We start from the raw sequence: 17,260 nt of genomic DNA, 5'->3' as shown, positions 1-17,260 counted from the left end.
CAGAGAACTAATGCAGCTGACTCGTGCCAACTTTGGCGATTTTATCTACTTTTTAGCCGTCGCCCGCCATTCAAGCTTCAGTCGTGCGGGTGTTGAAGTAGGGATAAGTGCATCTGCGCTGAGCCATGCGATCAAGGGGCTGGAGGCGAGATTGGGTGTTCGTTTGCTCAATCGCACGACCCGCAGCGTCACCCTGACGGCAGCCGGTGAGGAGCTGCTGGCATTGATAAGCGAACCTGTCGACAAAATCGACCAGGCCATTGAGCTGTTGAATAAGTTCCGTGATGAACCCACTGGTCGCATACGGCTGAATGTTTTCAGTGACGCGGCGCTCCTTCTGTTGGCACCCGTTTTATCGACATTTGCTCATCGTTATCCCGATATCGAAGTGGAAGTCTCAATCACCAATAGTATGGTGGACATCGTTGAAGGAGGCTTTGACGCTGGGATCAGGTATGGCGCTACCGTACCTGAAGGCATGATTGCCCAAAGCCTTTCACCCTCTGTTCGATGGGTCGTGGTAGGAACACCCGATTACCTCGACAGATGTGGCATGCCGCTGCACCCAGAGGATCTGAAGCAGCACAGTTGTTTAAGGTTTCGGCTAGGCAACGGTCGGATGTACAACTGGGAGTTTGAGAAAGAGGGTGAAAAAGTAGAGATCCCAGTGTCCGGTAATGTCGTGCTGGATGAGACGCGGATGATGCTCGCCATGGTCACCCAGGGGGCTGGGTTGACTTATTGTGCCGAACCCATAGTCGCGCCGCTTGTCGCGGAAGGGATTTTACAAGTGGTTTTGGAGGATTGGGTCAGTGTCGGTCCAGGCTTTCATATCTATTACTCAAGCTACCGGCAGGTGCCGATCACGCTACGTTTGCTGATTGACTTGATCAGAGAGTTGAGCCCGCTTGGATAGTTGACGGTCGACAGCAGTTTTGCCGGATTCGCTTTGGGAGAGAGATCTAATATGTCCAGCTTGAACGCATTGCTTGACGCCATCCACTCCGAACAGATCGAGGGTCGAGAGTCTGTACTCGCCACTGTTGTGAAAGTCGAGGGTTCGGCGTATCGCCGTCCGGGGGCGCGCATGCTCGTTTCACAATATGGACGTCCGGAGGGCACCATCAGTGGTGGCTGTCTGGAGGATGATGTGGTGCGAAAGGCCTGGTGGTTAAGTGAGTCGGGCCCGGTGATTCGTACCTACAGTACGGCTGAGGCCACAGACGAAGAGGGTGGTGAAGAGTCCCTTAGTTTCGGGCTGGGCTGCAACGGCAAAGTGTATGTGTTGTTCGAGCGAATACCAGCCAGCAAACAATGCGCTCTGCTTGATGCGTTACGCAAAGTAAGGAGCAAGCAGAGACCCGTAGCGATCGCAACGGTAATAGCGTGCTCGCGCAATAGCCGTGCAGATGTTGGAGACCGAGTTTTCCTGGAATCTGGCGCGGCGCCCCTCGGGGGGTTCTACCATCCTGCACTGAGCGAGCGAATTACCGCTGATCTGCGTCTCACTTTGGACCAGCAAAAATCTTCGCGGCAACACTATGCCGAAGGCTTTGCAGACGTAGAGGTTTTTCTAGAATACGTCGCGCCACCACCGCGCCTAATGATCTTTGGGGCGGGTCATGATGCGCAGCCGTTGGTACGGATCGCAAAAATCTTGGGGTGGCATGTCACCGTTGTTGATAGTCGCCCGCATTTCGCCCGTCCGGAACGTTTTCCCGAAGCGGATCTGGTATTGAGCGCCGATATCGGCGGGCCTTTCGAATTTCGAAAGTTCGTGGAGGGGGCGTGTGTCGCGGTAATGTCCCATAGCCTGAGCCAGGATGCGCATTGGTTGAAAGGCGCGTTGCAAGGTAACCCTCGTTACATCGGTCAGCTCGGGCCACGTGATCGGACCGAGCGTCTGCTTGATGAAATAACGCGACAGACAAACAGCCTGCCCGCGCTGGACCGATTGCACTATCCAATGGGTTTGGACATTGGTGGAGACAACCCGGAAAGTGTAGCGATGGCGGTGCTTGGGGAGATCGAGGCTGTCATGAATCGGCGAGCGGGTGGAAGTTTGAAGTTGCGGGCATCGGCGATTCACGAAACTTACCAGCTTGAGCCCAGTTGTTCCCGTAAATTCTCCATGGCTGAGTCGTAGAAGACTTGAGTTGGAAGCTCTGCGGGATATTGGACTCGCCGAAGCGCAGCACGCATCCGAGGGCAAAACTGACCAAAACTCACTAATCGAGATGCCGTCCCTCGTTAATCGCTCGATATAGAGCGCTGTGAATAATCTGAAAAATCCTGAAAACATTTTATTGCTGAACATCTCTCATTGGTGATTTCAGTAAAGTTGGGCTAATCCCCAGGCATCTCGATTGTTAGCATGCCTACATAACAATCCAATGCGCAGCGCATTGGCTCGTCGGGTTTATTTAGCCCGGTCAATAAGCTTGATCTTCGCACCGCGCCTCTTGCGCGTACTTGCCGAACCCTTTCTCCCATTGCCATCAGCAGCTGTTTCAGCCTGTGCTGCGGCAGTTTGCAAACTCATGCGCGCATTTTTCAGCGCTGTGTTCGAGGACTTTATGCCATTCAAGCCCGTCTTTCCTGCTTTGGTAACCGCCATTGCTTTTGCCACGATGCTCAGTGGATGCAACAAGGAGCAGGCTGCTGCTACCCCGGCGCAAGCCCCCCAAGTCAGCGTGGTGACCCTGAAACCTCAGGCTGTGACCTTGTTCAACGACCTGCCCGGGCGTACCAGTGCTTACCGCCTTGCCGAGGTTCGGCCGCAGGTGGATGGCATCGTCCTGAAACGCTTGTTCCAAGAAGGGGCTGATATCAGGGCTGGTCAGCAGCTCTATCAGATCGATCCATCAACTTACGAGGTAACACTCGCCAGTGCCCAGGCCAGTCTGGAGCAATCTCGCTCGCTAACAACTCGGTATCGGCAACTGATTGACGAGCAGGCGGTGAGCAGGCAGGAGTACGACACCGCTCGAGCTCAGCAGATGCAGGCGGAAGCCCAAGTCAAGGGCGCTCAGATCAACCTGAGATACACCAAAATGTTTGCTCCCATCAGTGGACGGATTGGACGTTCTGCTGTGACCGAAGGTGCGCTGGTCTCTAATGGCCAGGCAGCCCCGCTTGCGATTATCCAGCAGCTCGATCCCATCTATGTCGATGTCACTCAGCCTTATGGCGAGGTGCTCAAACTGCGTCGGGCTCTTGAAAGCGGGCAGTTGCAGAAAGCTGCTGACAAGGCTGCGAAAGTTAGCCTGACACTTCAGGACGGTAGCCAATATCCCCTGCAGGGCTCACTGGAGTTTTCAGAAGTTTCAGTCGACGAAGCAACCGGCTCGGTCACCCTGCGCGCGGTATTCCCCAACCCTGATCACCTGCTGCTGCCCGGGATTTTTGTGCATGCGCGGTTGCAGGAGGGGGTTGCCGAGCAGGCCATTCTTGCTCCGCAGATTGGCGTGACCCGGGATCTCAAGGGCACCCCGACCGCCATGGTCGTTACCGCTGATAACAAAGTCGAGCAACGTCAGCTCAAGGTTGGCCGCACCGTCGGTGCGAATGTACTGGTGGAAAGCGGCTTGAGCGGCGGAGACAAAATTATCGTCGAAGGGCTTCAGTTCATTAAGCCGGGGATCCCCGTGGTCGCTCAGGAAGCGATGACAGACGAGGCGAACAGAGCCCCTGTAGCGGCAAACACCAGCGCTAAGTCGGAGTAGACCATGTCGAAGTATTTTATTGATAGACCGATCTTCGCGTGGGTGCTTGCACTGATCATCATGCTCGTTGGGGCATTGTCGATTCTCAATTTGCCGATCAATCAATACCCTGACATCGCACCACCCGCTGTCGCGATTCAGGTTTCATATCCCGGTGCTTCCGCGCAGACAGTGCAAGATACGGTCGTGCAAGTGATCGAGCAGCAGATGAACGGCATCGACAATCTGCGCTACATCTCTTCGGAGAGTAACGCCGATGGCAGCATGCGAATCATCGTTACCTTCAACCAGGGCACGAACTCTGACATTGCCCAGGTGCAGGTGCAGAACAAGCTGAACCTGGCCACGCCGCTGTTGCCGCGGGAAGTGCAGCAGCAAGGGCTGCGCGTCACAAAATTCCAACAGAATTTCATGATGTTCATCGGTCTGGTTTCCACTGATGGCAAACACACCAAGGAGGATCTATCCAACTACATCGTCTCAAACATCCAGGACCCGATTTCGAGGACTTCAGGCGTCGGTGACTTTCAGATTTGGGGCACGCAATACGCAATGCGAGTCTGGCTGGACCCGGCCAAACTGAACCAGTTCCAGTTGACTCCAGTCGACGTGACCGAGGCGATTGAGGCGCAGAACGTACAGGTGGCTTCGGGCACGATTGGTGGTCTTCCGGCGCGCAAAGGTACGGTGTTTACCGCAACTATCATCGGCAAGACGCGACTGCAGACCTCCGAGCAATTTGGTGACATTTTGCTTAAGGTCAATAGCGACGGCTCCCAGGTGCGCCTGAGTGATGTGGCTGATATCAGTTTGGGCGGCGAAAATTACAGCATCAACGCCCAAGCCAATGGCAAGCCTGCCTCGGGTATCGCCATCCGCTTGGCCACAGGCGCCAACGCCCTTGATACCGCCAAGGCGATTCGCGCCACGGTGGACCGTCTGAAACCATTCTTCCCGGCCGGGATTGAAGCGGTGTACCCGTATGACACGACGCCGGTGGTCACCGAATCCATCAGCGGGGTGATGCATACGCTGGGCGAGGCGGTGGTTCTGGTCTTTCTGGTCATGCTGCTGTTTTTGCAAAACCTGCGCGCCACCATCATTACGACTTTGACAGTGCCCGTTGTGTTGTTAGGTACGTTCGGCGTCCTTGCCGCGGCCGGCTTCTCTATCAATACGTTGACCATGTTCGGGATGATCCTGGCGATTGGATTACTCGTCGACGATGCGATTGTGGTGGTTGAAAACGTCGAACGGGTGATGGCGGAGGAACACCTCTCACCCAGGGAGGCAACGCGCAAATCGATGGGGCAGATCCAGGGAGCGCTGGTGGGTATTGCCTTGGTGCTCTCGGCGGTGCTGTTACCTATGGCTTTCTTTGGTGGTTCTACTGGCGTGATCTATCGGCAGTTCTCGATCACTATCGTATCGGCCATGGCGCTTTCGGTATTTGTTGCCTTGGTATTCACCCCGGCACTTTGCGCCACGCTGCTCAAGCCAATCGATCCGACAAAACACGGCCAGCCCAAGCGCGGTTTTTTTGGATGGTTCAACAGAGGGTTCGATGCCTGCATCAACGGATATGAGCACGGCGTAGGCCAGATCATTCGGCATAAGGTGCCGGGCTTCGTTGTTTACCTGGTAATCGTCGCCGGCATGATCTGGATGTTCGCCCGGATACCGACCTCGTTCCTGCCCGATGAAGACCAGGGTTTGATTTTTACGCAGGTGCAGACGCCGGCCAACAGCTCGGCTGAGAGCACTCAAAAAGTGCTTGATCGCATGACTCAATACCTGTTGGACAAAGAGCACGGAGAAGGTAACGCCGTTGCTACAGTTTTCACCGTTAATGGTTTCAACTTTGCGGGTCGCGGGCAGAATTCTGGGATCGCTTTCGTCAACCTGAAGCCATGGGATGAGCGAGACAGTGACAATACTGTGTTCAAAATTGCACAGCGTGCCCAGCAAGAGTTCCTGAAGTACCGCGACGCCATGGTATATGCGGTGGTTCCGCCATCGGTACTGGAATTGGGTAACGCCACCGGCTTCGATTTCTACCTGCAGGACCAGGATAGCGTGGGCCATCAAAAACTCATGGAGGCGCGCGGCAAGTTTCTTGAACTGGCTGCCCAGAGCCCGGTCCTCGCCGGTGTACGCCCAAATGGCTTGGCCGACGAGCCGCAGTACCATCTGACCATCGACGACGAGCGCGCCAGGGCGATGGGCATTTCTCTGACCGATATCAACACCACGCTGTCGGTGGCATACGGCAGTAGTTATGTGAACGATTTCGTTGATCGCGGCCGAGTTAAACGGGTTTATGTACAGGGCCAACCTGACTCGCGCGGCACCGCAGAGGATCTGAGTAAATGGTACGTGCGTAACAATCAAGGTCAGATGGTCCCGTTCTCGGCATTTGCGAGTGCCGAGTGGGTCTTTGGCTCACCAAAACTGTCGCGCTACAACGGCGTTCCTGCCGAGCAAATTCTCGGGACTCCCGCCCCGGGTTACAGCTCTGGCCAGGCGATGGCGGAAGTCGAGCGAATTGCAGAACAACTGCCGCCCGGCGTAGGCATCTCCTTTACCGGGTTGTCCTATGAAGAGCGTCTTTCTGGTTCACAAGCGCCGGCTTTGTACGCTCTGTCGATTCTCGTGGTGTTTCTGTGTTTGGCGGCACTGTATGAAAGCTGGTCAATCCCGATCGCTGTCATTTTGGTGGTGCCCCTGGGAGTGATTGGCGCGTTGATGGCCACGGCCTTGCGAGGGCTGTCCAACGACGTGTTCTTCCAAGTGGGCCTATTGGTGACGGTGGGGTTGGCGGCGAAGAATGCGATCCTGATCGTCGAGTTTGCCAAGGAGCTGAATGAGAAGGGGAAGCCGCTGCTTGAAGCAACGGTCGAGGCTTGTCGCATGCGTCTGCGTCCGATTGTGATGACATCCCTGGCCTTTATTCTCGGCGTGCTACCGCTGACCATCTCCAGCGGAGCGGGCTCAGGCAGTCAGAACGCCATCGGTACGGGCGTGATCGGCGGCATGATAACAGCCACCGTTCTGGCGATTTTTTGGGTACCCCTATTCTTCGTTTCCGTTTCATCCCTGTTCAAAAGCAGACGCAAGAAGCAGGGCGAAGCCGCTACACCTGTTGAGGCAAGCCAATGACCAAATCCCTAATCAGCCTCGCGATCACCGCAGTGGTGGTCAGTGGTTGCTCATTAATTCCTGAGTATCAACGGCCGCAGGCACCGGTTGCGGCGCAATACCCGCAAGGCCCTGGCTATCAGTCAGCCAGCGCTGCCGACCAGGCCGCCGTCGAGCAGGGGTGGCGCGAGTTTTTTCACGATCCGGCGTTGCGACAACTGATCCAGACCGCCTTGAGCAACAATCGCGACTTGCGGGTCGCAGCACTAAACGTTGCGGCTTACCAGGCGCAATTTCGCATCCAACGGGCCGACCTGTTTCCGGCGGTGAGCGCCAATGCCAACGGGACGCGTCAGCGACTGCCGAGCGATCTGTCGCAGTCTGGACAGGCCGGTATTTCCAGCCAATATGACGTCAACCTGGGAATCAGTTCGTACGAGTTGGATCTGTTTGGTCGCATCGCCAGTCTCAGCCAGCAGGCACTGGAAACTTATCTGTCTACCGCCCAGGCCCGACGTTCGACCCAGATCAGCACCGTTTCGAGCGTGGCCAATGCCTACCTCACCTGGCAAACCGACCGTGAATTGCTCAAGCTTACCGAGAACACGCTGGGTGCCTACGAGGAGAGCTTGCGTCTGACCACCCGGAGCAATCAGGTGGGTGTGGCTTCGGCGCTTGATCTCGCACAGGCGCGTACTTCGGTGCAAGGTGCGCGGGCGAGCCTGGCAAACTACCAGCGCCGAGTGGCCGAAGATGAGAATGCTTTGGTGCTTCTTCTTGGCACAGGACTGCCCGCCGATTTGCCGGAGCCGCAGTCCTTGGATGGCGATCTGCTCGCTAACGTACCGGCCGGTCTGCCAAGTGATTTACTCGCCCGTCGCCCCGACATCCTAGCCGCCGAGCATTCGCTCTTGGCCGCTAACGCTAATATCGGCGCGGCGCGGGCGGCGTTTTTTCCTAGCATCAGTCTTACGGCAAATGCTGGCACCTCGAGCGCGAATCTGGATGGGTTGTTCAAGAGCGGCTCAGGCAGCTGGGCGTTTTCCCCTACCATCAGCTTGCCGATTTTCAACGCTGGCGCGTTACGCGCTAGCCTGGATTACTCAAAGATCCAGAAAGACATTGGTGTGGCCAACTACGAGAAAGCTATCCAGACCGCTTTCCAGGAGGTCTCCGATGGGTTGACTGCACGTAAAACTTACGTCGACCAGTTGCAGGCACAGAAGTATCTCGTTAACGCCAGCCAAGATTATTATCGGCTTGCCGAGCGTCGCTATCGAATCGGCGTGGACAGCCATCTGACCTTTCTGGACGCGCAGCGCTCGCTGTTTAGCAACCAACAAGGGCTGATCAACGATCGTCTTGCGCAGTTGCAGGCTGATGTGACCTTGTATCGTGCACTGGGTGGCGGATGGAACGAGCGGGGCGAGCACAAACTCTGAGGACGACGACTAAACAAAAACGCCCGGCGATAGGCCGGGCGTTTTTGTTTTAGCGGTGACTGATACTATCATGATCGCTACGTACTGAGTGGTGGTGTCTTGCTGTCACTTGCATCGCGGGTAATTACAGGCAGGGTACCTTGTCAGTTTGAGCCAAGGTGTTACCTTTACTGTCGATAAGTTCAACCTTCACTTCCTTGCCGGCACTGCTTTCCATCAGGGTGTAATGCTCATTCGGTAAAAACTTATCATAGGAGAGGGTCGCGATACAGCGGTGTTGGCTTTCCTGATAGCTCTTTGTAACAATACCGAGCTCCATCGAATGCGCACCGGGCGATACTTTGAAGTAAGTCAGGTTTTCAGCACGCTGCGTATCCAGGCGCCTGGCCAGCATCTCGTCGCCGATCTGCTCGTGAAGATTGACAATGGATTCACCTTCTTTCAGCTCCGGAAGCTCAGTCGCACAGCCAGCCAGTCCAGTGATAAAGATGAGAGTAGCGGTAAGTTTTGCAAGGTTCATAAGTGTCCTGAGTTCTTTTGGGGGTCGAGAATAGTTATAAGCTTGTTCTGAACCGTTAAATAAGGAAGGGTTAAACGAGATGTTCAAGCCTAATGAAGCATTGGCTTGGAAACGTGCGCCCGTTTTGTTTCTGCGGATGATGCAAGATGATCGAGGGTGGCAAGGATTAAATGCCTGCTCGATATCCAAAATGATTTTGTTGTCGGTATGGGGATATTCTACAGGCTAATTTTTAATTGATTAGCCTGTTAGCTATTGATGCAGTGCTGAGCTTTATTCACCAATGATGCGCCATCCACGCTGCCGGGCGCCTGAATCCCTCAGGTATCGCAGGCGGTATTTTCTGCGCGTCGGACGTTACCGTTATCGAATCGATCGTCGATCAGTCAGTCATTTCTGTCGCTGAGACGATCAGCCCTTAACGATGAGGCGCGAGTTTCGTTCATTGCGAAAGGCCAATTGTTCAATGGTTTGCGTGGCGTGCTCGGCGTCTTCACGAGCCTTAAGAATCACCCCGTGATGTTCGGACTTGCTGCACACCGGGTCGGCGTTGCTGGCGTCCCCCGTGAGCATGAACGCCTGGCAGCGACAGCCGCCGAAGTCCTTTTCTTTTTCATCGCAGGAGCGGCACGGTTCAGGCATCCAGTCATAACCGCGGAAACGGTTGAAGCCGAACGAGTCGTACCAGATGTGCTGCATGCTGTGGTCGCGCACGTTGGGAAATTGCACCGGCAGTTGTCGGGCGCCGTGACAGGGTAATGCCGTGCCGTCCGGCGTGACGGTCAGGAAAATGCTGCCCCAGCCGTTCATGCAGCCCTTGGGGCGTTCTTCATAGTAGTCCGGTGTGACAAAGATCAGCTTGCACGGATTGCCTTCAGCTTCCAGCTTGGCGCGGTATTCGTTGGTGACGCGCTCGGCACGCACCAGTTGCTCTCGGGTGGGCAGCAGGCCGACGCGGTTGAGTTGCGCCCAGCCGTAGAACTGGCATGTGGCAAGCTCAACGAAGTCGGCCTCCAGGGCGATGCACAGCTCGATGATGCGGTCGATCTTGTCGATGTTGTGCCGATGGGTCACGAAGTTCAGCACCATCGGATAGCCGTGGGCCTTCACCGCCCGGGCCATCTCCAGTTTTTGCGCGAAGGCTTTCTTCGAGCCGGCCAGGAGGTTGTTCACCTGCTCGTCGCTGGCCTGGAAACTGATCTGGATATGGTCCAGGCCGGCCTTCTTGAAGTCGCTGATTTTCTGCTCGGTCAAGCCGATGCCGGAGGTGATCAGGTTGGTATAGAAACCCAGCCTGCGCGCCTCGCCGATCAGTTCGGCCAGGTCCTGGCGCACCAATGGCTCGCCCCCGGAAAAACCCAGCTGCGCGGCGCCCATCTCGCGGGCTTCGCGAAAGACCTTGAACCACTGCTCGGTGCTCAGCTCCTGGCCCTGCTCGGCGAAGTCCAACGGGTTGGAACAGTATGGGCATTGCAACGGGCAGCGATAGGTCAGCTCGGCCAGCAGCCACAAAGGCAAGCCGATTTCGGGTTTTGGCGACAACTTGACTGATGAATCAGGCAAGTTCGATCCAGTGCTGAGCACGTGCGACCTCCATGAATTGCTCGATGTCGTCACCGAGTTCCGGCACATCGGGAAACTGCTTCGCCAATTCGCCGATGATAGCCGCGACATCCCGTTCGTCGTCGATCAGGCCACCGATCAGCGCAGCGCTGTCGTTCAGCTTGATCATGCCTTCAGGATAGAGCAGCACGTGGCCTTTCTGGGCCGGTTCGTACTGGAAGCGATAGCCGGGGCGCCAGCGCGGGGTTTTGCTGCGGTCGAAACTCATAAGGTGATCCCTTTGTGCCACACCCGTTGCCCGGTCACGCTGTGGTAGGGCGGGCGATTCAATTCGTAGGCCATGCTCATGGCGTCGAGCATGCTCCAGAGGATGTCGAGTTTGAATTGGAGAATTTCCAACATGCGCTCTTGGCCTTCGCGGGTGGTGTAGTGCTGCAGAGTGATGGCGAGGCCATGTTCCACATCACGACGGGCCTGGCCCAGGCGAGTGCGGAAATATTCGTATCCGGCCGGGTCGATCCAGGGGTAATGCTGCGGCCAGCTGACCAGGCGCGACTGATGGATCTGCGGCGCGAACAGTTCGGTCAACGAGCTGCTGGCGGCTTCCTGCCAACTGGCCCGGCGGGCGAAATTGACATAGGCGTCCACCGCGAAGCGCACGCCCGGCAGTACCAATTCCTGGGAACGCAACTGATCGGGGTTCAGGCCCACCGCCTGGCCCAGCCGCAGCCAGGCTTCGATGCCGCCGTCTTCGCCGGGAGCACCGTCATGGTCGAGCAGGCGCTGGATCCACTCGCGACGGATCTCCCGGTCCGGGCAGTTGGCGAGGATCGCGGCGTCTTTGAGCGGGATGTTCACCTGATAGTAAAAGCGGTTCGCCACCCAGCCCTGGATCTGCTCGCGAGTGGCGCGGCCTTCATACATCGCCACGTGATACGGGTGATGGATGTGGTAATACGCGCCCTTGGCACGCAGGGCCGCTTCGAACTCGGCGGGGGACAGGGGGGTATCAATCATTTGGGCTCTCCGGAACAGCTCTGGCGGTGGAGGTGGAGGTGGCTGGCATTTAACGCAAACGCTTTCACAGGGGTTGCGCCTTCCTACAACTCGATACTCATCCCGTCGTAGGCCACTTCAATCTTTCGACGTACAAGCTCGGCCCGCTCGGGAGAGTCTTCGTCCAGGATCGGATTGGTGTTGTTGATATGGATAAGCACCTTGCGCGGCGCGGGCAGTTGCTCCAGCACTTCGAGCATGCCGCCGGGGCCGTTCTGGGCCAGGTGGCCCATTTCCCGACCGGTGCGGGTACCGACGCCACGGCGCTGCATTTCATCGTCGTCCCACATCGTACCGTCCACCAGCAGGCAATCGCTGCCGGCCATGATCGCCAACAATGACTCGTCGACCTTGCCCAGGCCCGGGGCATAGAACAGCTTGCCACCCGTGCGCAGGTCTTCGACGATCAGCCCGATGTTGTCCCCCGGGTGCGGGTCGAAGCGATGCGGTGAATAGGGCGGTGCGGCGCTGCGCAGGGGCAGCGGGGTGAAGCGCAGGCTCGGGCAGGCTGCGATGGTGAAGCGCTGGTCAAGTTCGATGCGATTCCAGCTCAACCCGCCGTTCCAGTGGGTCAGCATGTTGAACAGCGGGAAGCCGGTGCTCAAGTCTTCGTGGACCATGTCGGTGCACCAGACCTGATGCGGGCAACCTTCACGCAGGCTGAGCAGGCCGGTGGTGTGGTCGATCTGGCTGTCCATCAGGATGATCGCGCCAATGCCGGTGTCCCGCAGCGCGCGGCCAGGCTGCATCGGAGCAAAACTCTGAAGCTGGGCGCGAATGTCTGGCGAGGCGTTGCACAGCACCCAGTTCACACCATCATCGGAAATCGCGATGGACGATTGGGTGCGCGCCTGGGTCCGCAGGCTACCGTTTCGAAAACCCGCGCAGTTGGCGCAGTTGCAGTTCCACTGGGGGAAACCGCCACCAGCGGCGGAACCTAGAATCTGGACAAACATGGTTTCTCCATCATTTTGAAACTGAAAATAAAGCGCCTCGGCAAACCGAGGCGCTGTACCGCAAAGACAAACTTACCGGTTTGCGAAGTACATAGTGACTTCAAAGCCGATACGCAGGTCGGTGTAAGCAGGTTTGGACCAGGACATGGGAATACTCCTTTCAAGTGGGTGGGACGTTTGTCAGGGATACATCTGTAGATTTGGTCGGGATCATTTTACCGCTTGCCAAGTCGAGCCCGACCTACCGCCGCCGTGCTTCAGTTGTTATACCTCGTCCAGTGCCGCCGGACGATCGGACAACAGGATCGCTTCAGGAAATTGCTCTAGGTGCGAGAAAGAGTGACTGGACAATTTGCATGTAAGAGCCGCGACGCAATTGCCCAGTAATCGAACTCGATCCTGCAGAGTGCGAAACTTCATTGTCATTTTCTCCCATTGTTGGGGCAAATTTACGCTGACGGTAAATTGCATCGGACTAGTCCCCTTACAAGCTGGTCTCGAATTTCAAACCTGCGACCCACGCATCCTTAACCTCACTGACACCACCGGGGTTGCCAACAAACTGGAGGTTGGGGCGCACGGTCAGCCATTTGGTCACGCCAAACCCGTAGTAAATTTCCATGTTGGTTTCTGAACCTTGCGTCGGCGTGAAACGAGGGTCGTCGTAATCGCTGACGCCCGCCACGTTGTTCAGTTGCTGCTGATGATCTTTGAAACGTTCATTCACGTGGATGTTGGAGATGGCGACGCCGATCTCGTCATTCGGCCGGGATTTGAACGGCGCCGTGTAATAGACGCCTGCTTGCACAGAGCGATCAATCATATTGGTGGCCTTGTCATGCACCGTAGCATAGGCAAATACCGACAGGCCGCGAGCGGCGAAGTCCGGGTCTTTCCAGACTTGCTGTTGCGCAGCAATCCATGCGCCGTGTTTGCTGTCTCGGGATTTGGCTACGCCATTTTCTTCAGTGTTGACGTCGTTTGCGTTACGGCTGCTGTAATACGCACCCACGCGATATTCACCTGGCAGTCGCCCGGCTCCCAGGGACGTGGTATGGACCAACTCGATGGGTACCAGGGTTCCTTCATTGCCGCTGCCGCTGAGTTTGAAGCCGTTACCTATTTCCAGGTAGGACGGGTTCTGCTCGTATGCACCGATTTGCGCATAAGTGTTATCGCTCAATGCGACCTTTACCCGGCCCGCCCACTGAGTGATTGGCCAGTTATAAATGATATCGCCGGCCCAGTTGCCTGGTTGGGCGCCGCAGAACGCCAGGTTCTGGAATTTACAGGGGAAGCTGCCGAAATCCTCGCCAAAGTTCATGCGCCCCAGCTTGATATCCAGCCCGCCGTCAAAGAACTTTTGGCGGTACCAGAGTTGCGTAAGGCGCCAGGTCTGACCGCGCCCGTATACCTCTTGAACCTGACTGATACCCCCCACCCGCGGGTCGACGATCACGTCATTGGTGAGATTGCGCCCGTTACGATCCGATATCGTGAATTGGAAATCTGCGCCTTGCCAGCCGAATATTTTTTCAAGGTCCAGATTGCTCATCAGCGCAAGTTGGTCGGTATAACGTGCCGTGGTGTGCGAATCATAGCCCCCGGCAAGATTCGTCGCGGCGTCGCCCGTGTAGAGCACGTTAAAGGTATAACCTTTCTCCAGTAATTCTGAGCGTAGACCGCCCCAGTCTCCCAACATCCAGGGGGACTCAGGATTAAAGGCTTCTTGTGCGTGGCTGCTGGCGGCTCCGCAAAGTAGCAGCATTGCGACGGACGTTTTAGTAAGTGTGTTGTGGTTCAAGTGAGCGGTCATGATAATCTCTGTTTTTTTTATTAGTCAGATAATCGAACATCTTCAGATAGATCCTCCACCGGAAGAGTGCTAAAAGGATGTTTTGCAACCGGTTGACGAACGTGGGTAGTCCAATAGACGTCGATATTTTTCACAAGGATGCTCGAGGGTTTTTATCCCGCGTGTGAAGTATTGAGTTCTGCGTCTATGGAGGCGTTGGTAGTGATGTAGCGCACGTCAAGTTGACGGGCGCAGACGGCGATCGATGTAACGGCACGCCTGTTTCTTGCGTAATCATCTAAGTACTTCAATTCGAACATCGGTAACGCTCCCCTTGTGATTGTTATGGAGGTAGCTTCAACTTAACGGCGGCGCGATTACATCGACACCTTCTTGAAATACTGGTCAGTCACTGCCGGCGCTGATCGGGTTGGGCTGGCGTTTTTCAATGGTGTATTTCAGCAGCGCGGCGCTGCGGAATATGCCGTGGGCGAATTTGCTGTAGGGCATGGTCAGGAAGAACGCCATGACCAGGCCCAGATGGATCGCGAGCAACAGGCCTAATGCGCTGGTTTCGCGCCAGGCAAGCAATCCCAGCCCGCTGGCACTGACCAGGAACAGAAGCGCGATGAAGCCACGATCCATGGGTTTCTGGTTCTCGTCACCCTGTTGCGGGTTACGACGCAGATTCATCCAGAGCAATCCAGCAGGGCCAACCAGCAGGCCTACACCGCCGAAAATGCCGAGCAGCACCGGCAGGCTGAAAATCGGGTAGGGAGCCGACCAATCCAGCAAAAAGTGATAAAGAGTGGCAACGCCCGTGGCTGCGAAGCACAACATGAACCCATAGAAGGTGAGGTGGTGAAAGCGGCGGCGCCATAGGGTGAATTCGTCGTCGGCGTTGTTGCAGCCTTCCCCATGTCCGCCATCCAGGTACTTGAGTTGCGCGACGTTGGCGCCGGCCTCCAGTACTGCACTGGTTTTCAAGGGTAGCGGTGCCTCGGCGGGGGAGATTTCGCGCCAGAATCGACGCACGCCGATGCCCAGGGCCAATACGGCAAAACCGAACACCGCGCTGAACATCAGTGCCAACGTGTTGTGTGGAAAAATCCCGTAGAAGTTACCGCCTGGCATGGCAACGAACAGGTTGCCCATGATCATCAAGGTAAGCGACAGGAACAGCGCCAACCCAGCGCCTGAAGCCAGCCCCAAGGTGAGGCCGTTGCGTTGGTACAATTTACCCAGTGGCTGCGGCCAGGCGTAATTGGTGTAGGTTTCCAGCCGCACCTTGGCCATGGCTTTGGGTACGTTGACTGCAAATTCGTGCGGGGCAGCGTATTGGCAGGCCGACAGGCACGCGCCGCAGTTGTGGCAAAGGTTCGCCAAGTAATGAATGTCGGCCTGACCGAATTCCAGATGCCGGGTCATTGCGGGGAATACGGCACAGAAACCTTCGCAATAGCGGCAGGCATTGCAAATGGTCATCTGCCGTTCGACTTCGGTTTCCTGCAGGTTGAGGACCGGGATCAGTTGTCTGGATACCTGGGGATTAAACAGCTGCATGTTGAAGCTCCGAGTTCACAGGAGAAAGACCAAACCCTGCACAAAGCGCGGCCTGTACGCCGGCGATTCGTCCGAAGGCGGTACCGATGGCCATGCCAATACCCGCGGTATAACCCTTGCCCAGTACGTTGCCAGCCATCATTTCTCCGGCGACAAACAGGTTCGGGCTGGCCTTGCCATCAAAGTGCACGGCGGCCGTTTCGTCGGTCGCCAAGCCGAGATAGGTAAAGGTGACACCTGGCTTGAGGGGGTAGGCGTAGTAGGGTGGTTTGGTGAGCGGCCTTGCCCAGTGAGTCTTGGCGGGAGTAAGCCCTTCGGTATGGCAGTCGTCGAGCGTGGTGTGGTCGAACGTGCCGACATGGCAAGCGTTGTTGTAGTCTTCGATGGTTTTAACGAACTGCGTTTGCGGCAAGTTCAACAGGCGAGCAAGTTCTGGCAACGTCCGGGCTGTGGTTCCAGGGAACACCGGCGGCATGAAGCGGCCAAGCGCCTGTTGGTCGATAATCGAGTAGGCCTGCTGGTTGGGTTGTCCCGCAACCAGACGGCCCCAGATCGCATAACGTTTGGGCCAGAAATCCTCACCCTCATCGTAAAACCGTTCGCCATCGCGGTTGACAACCACGCCCAGGGACACGCAGTCGATGCGGGTACATATACCGCCGTCGTAAAGCGGAGCCCGGGCGTCGATGGCAACCATATGTGCCTGAGTCGGGTCGCCGACTGCATCGGCGCCAAGATCGAGCATCCGTCGCAACAACACACCGGTATTGAAGCGAGTGCCGCGAATCAGAAAGTTGTCCGATGGCCATTCACCACGCTCGTTTTGGCCCCAAGCCTCCCGTAACCATTCGCGGTTGGATTCAAACCCGCCAGCAGCCAGGACGCAGGCGCGTGCTTCGATACGCTCCGCTGGGAATCGTTGTCCATCTACCTCGCGTTCGGCCAGGTGAGCTGCGACGAAAGCACCGTTTTCCAGTTCTATGTCGGTGACCTGAGCGTCATAACGGATCTTCACGCCCAGGCGTTCGGCGCTGCGAAAGTAGGCATTGACCAGTGCCTTGCCGCCGCCCATGAAAAAAGCGTTGGTGCGAGCCACATGAAGAGCACCCGACAAGGGCGGCTGAAAGTGCACGCCATGTGAACGCATCCAATCACGGCAAGATGACGAGGCGCGAATGGCGATGCGCGCCAGTTTCTCGTTGGTAAGACCACCGGTGACTTTAAGCAGATCTTGCCAATATTCTTCTTCGGGATAGGCATCGACCAGCACATCCTGAGGTGCATCGTGCATGCATCGCAGGTTGCGCGTGTGCTGCGAATTTCCGCCGCGCCAGACTTTCGGCGAGCCTTCCAGCAGCATCACGCTGGCGCCTGCCTCTCGTGCCATTAATGCGGCACATAACGCAGCGTTACCGCCACCTATCACCAGAACGTCGACCATCGTATCTCCTCGATTCACTGGCAGGGCGAAGTGACTGCCGGCCAGTGGATTAACCATAGGG

The 17,260-nt window shown here is 56.6% G+C and carries 14 protein-coding genes; 5 read left to right on the top strand and 9 right to left on the bottom strand.

Annotation, left to right across the window (positions count from 1 at the left end; genetic code table 11):
- Positions 1–10 precede the first annotated feature (10 nt).
- The 5 genes from KGA83_RS00425 to adeC all read left to right on the top strand — a co-directional run bounded on the left by KGA83_RS00425 (position 11) and on the right by adeC (position 8,305).
- The gene (locus KGA83_RS00425; protein WP_223527560.1) at positions 11–916 is read left to right on the top strand and encodes a LysR family transcriptional regulator; all 906 of its coding nucleotides are present in this window, start codon (positions 11–13) and stop codon (positions 914–916) included.
- A 51-nt stretch (positions 917–967) separates the two neighbouring features.
- The gene (locus KGA83_RS00420) at positions 968–2,146 is read left to right on the top strand and encodes an XdhC family protein (RefSeq protein ID WP_223527558.1); all 1,179 of its coding nucleotides are present in this window, start codon (positions 968–970) and stop codon (positions 2,144–2,146) included.
- Positions 2,147–2,576: 430 nt separating this feature from the next.
- Positions 2,577–3,725 carry an efflux RND transporter periplasmic adaptor subunit gene (locus tag KGA83_RS00415; RefSeq protein ID WP_223527659.1) on the top strand — a complete coding sequence of 383 codons (1,149 nt, stop codon included), beginning with the start codon at positions 2,577–2,579 and terminating at the stop codon, positions 3,723–3,725.
- Between the two features lie 3 nt (positions 3,726–3,728).
- On the top strand, positions 3,729–6,884 hold the full coding sequence (locus tag KGA83_RS00410; RefSeq protein WP_223527556.1) for an efflux RND transporter permease subunit: 3,156 nt from the start codon (positions 3,729–3,731) through the stop codon (positions 6,882–6,884).
- Positions 6,881–8,305, top strand: a complete 1,425-nt coding sequence (adeC, locus tag KGA83_RS00405; RefSeq protein WP_223527554.1) for an AdeC/AdeK/OprM family multidrug efflux complex outer membrane factor — start codon at positions 6,881–6,883, stop codon at positions 8,303–8,305. Before KGA83_RS00410 ends, adeC begins: the two co-directional genes overlap by 4 nt.
- Before the next feature lie 124 nt (positions 8,306–8,429).
- On the opposite strand, the gene KGA83_RS00400 is transcribed toward adeC, so the two are convergent.
- The 9 genes from KGA83_RS00400 to tcuA all read right to left on the bottom strand — a co-directional run bounded on the left by KGA83_RS00400 (position 8,430) and on the right by tcuA (position 17,199).
- Complete coding sequence (locus KGA83_RS00400) at positions 8,430–8,825, bottom strand: hypothetical protein (RefSeq protein WP_223527552.1); 396 nt, start codon at positions 8,823–8,825, stop codon at positions 8,430–8,432.
- Between the two features lie 411 nt (positions 8,826–9,236).
- Complete coding sequence (gene pqqE / locus KGA83_RS00395) at positions 9,237–10,409, bottom strand: pyrroloquinoline quinone biosynthesis protein PqqE (protein WP_223527550.1); 1,173 nt, start codon at positions 10,407–10,409, stop codon at positions 9,237–9,239.
- A complete protein-coding gene (gene pqqD / locus KGA83_RS00390; RefSeq protein WP_223527549.1) occupies positions 10,381–10,656 on the bottom strand; it encodes a pyrroloquinoline quinone biosynthesis peptide chaperone PqqD in 276 nt (91 codons plus the stop codon). Before pqqD ends, pqqE begins: the two co-directional genes overlap by 29 nt.
- Positions 10,653–11,405 carry a pyrroloquinoline-quinone synthase PqqC gene (pqqC, locus tag KGA83_RS00385; RefSeq protein ID WP_223527547.1) on the bottom strand — a complete coding sequence of 251 codons (753 nt, stop codon included), beginning with the start codon at positions 11,403–11,405 and terminating at the stop codon, positions 10,653–10,655. The genes pqqD and pqqC overlap by 4 nt, the downstream gene beginning before the upstream one ends.
- An 83-nt stretch (positions 11,406–11,488) precedes the next feature.
- The gene (gene pqqB, locus KGA83_RS00380) at positions 11,489–12,400 is read right to left on the bottom strand and encodes a pyrroloquinoline quinone biosynthesis protein PqqB (RefSeq protein WP_223527545.1); all 912 of its coding nucleotides are present in this window, start codon (positions 12,398–12,400) and stop codon (positions 11,489–11,491) included.
- A 72-nt stretch (positions 12,401–12,472) separates the two neighbouring features.
- Positions 12,473–12,547 carry a pyrroloquinoline quinone precursor peptide PqqA gene (gene pqqA / locus KGA83_RS00375; RefSeq protein WP_020295432.1) on the bottom strand — a complete coding sequence of 25 codons (75 nt, stop codon included), beginning with the start codon at positions 12,545–12,547 and terminating at the stop codon, positions 12,473–12,475.
- A gap of 337 nt (positions 12,548–12,884) precedes the next feature.
- Positions 12,885–14,216: a carbohydrate porin gene (locus KGA83_RS00370; protein WP_317850577.1), complete on the bottom strand. Its 1,332-nt coding sequence runs from the start codon at positions 14,214–14,216 to the stop codon at positions 12,885–12,887.
- 384 nt (positions 14,217–14,600) lie between these two features.
- Complete coding sequence (gene tcuB, locus KGA83_RS00365; RefSeq protein ID WP_223527543.1) at positions 14,601–15,758, bottom strand: tricarballylate utilization 4Fe-4S protein TcuB; 1,158 nt, start codon at positions 15,756–15,758, stop codon at positions 14,601–14,603.
- Positions 15,745–17,199 carry an FAD-dependent tricarballylate dehydrogenase TcuA gene (gene tcuA, locus KGA83_RS00360; RefSeq protein ID WP_223527541.1) on the bottom strand — a complete coding sequence of 485 codons (1,455 nt, stop codon included), beginning with the start codon at positions 17,197–17,199 and terminating at the stop codon, positions 15,745–15,747. Before tcuA ends, tcuB begins: the two co-directional genes overlap by 14 nt.
- Between the last annotated feature and the right edge of the window lie 61 nt (positions 17,200–17,260).

The sequence above is a fragment of the Pseudomonas sp. GL-R-19 genome (assembly GCF_019956375.1).
GTDB lineage: Bacteria > Pseudomonadota > Gammaproteobacteria > Pseudomonadales > Pseudomonadaceae > Aquipseudomonas.
This window is presented reverse-complemented; position numbering and strand designations above follow the sequence as displayed.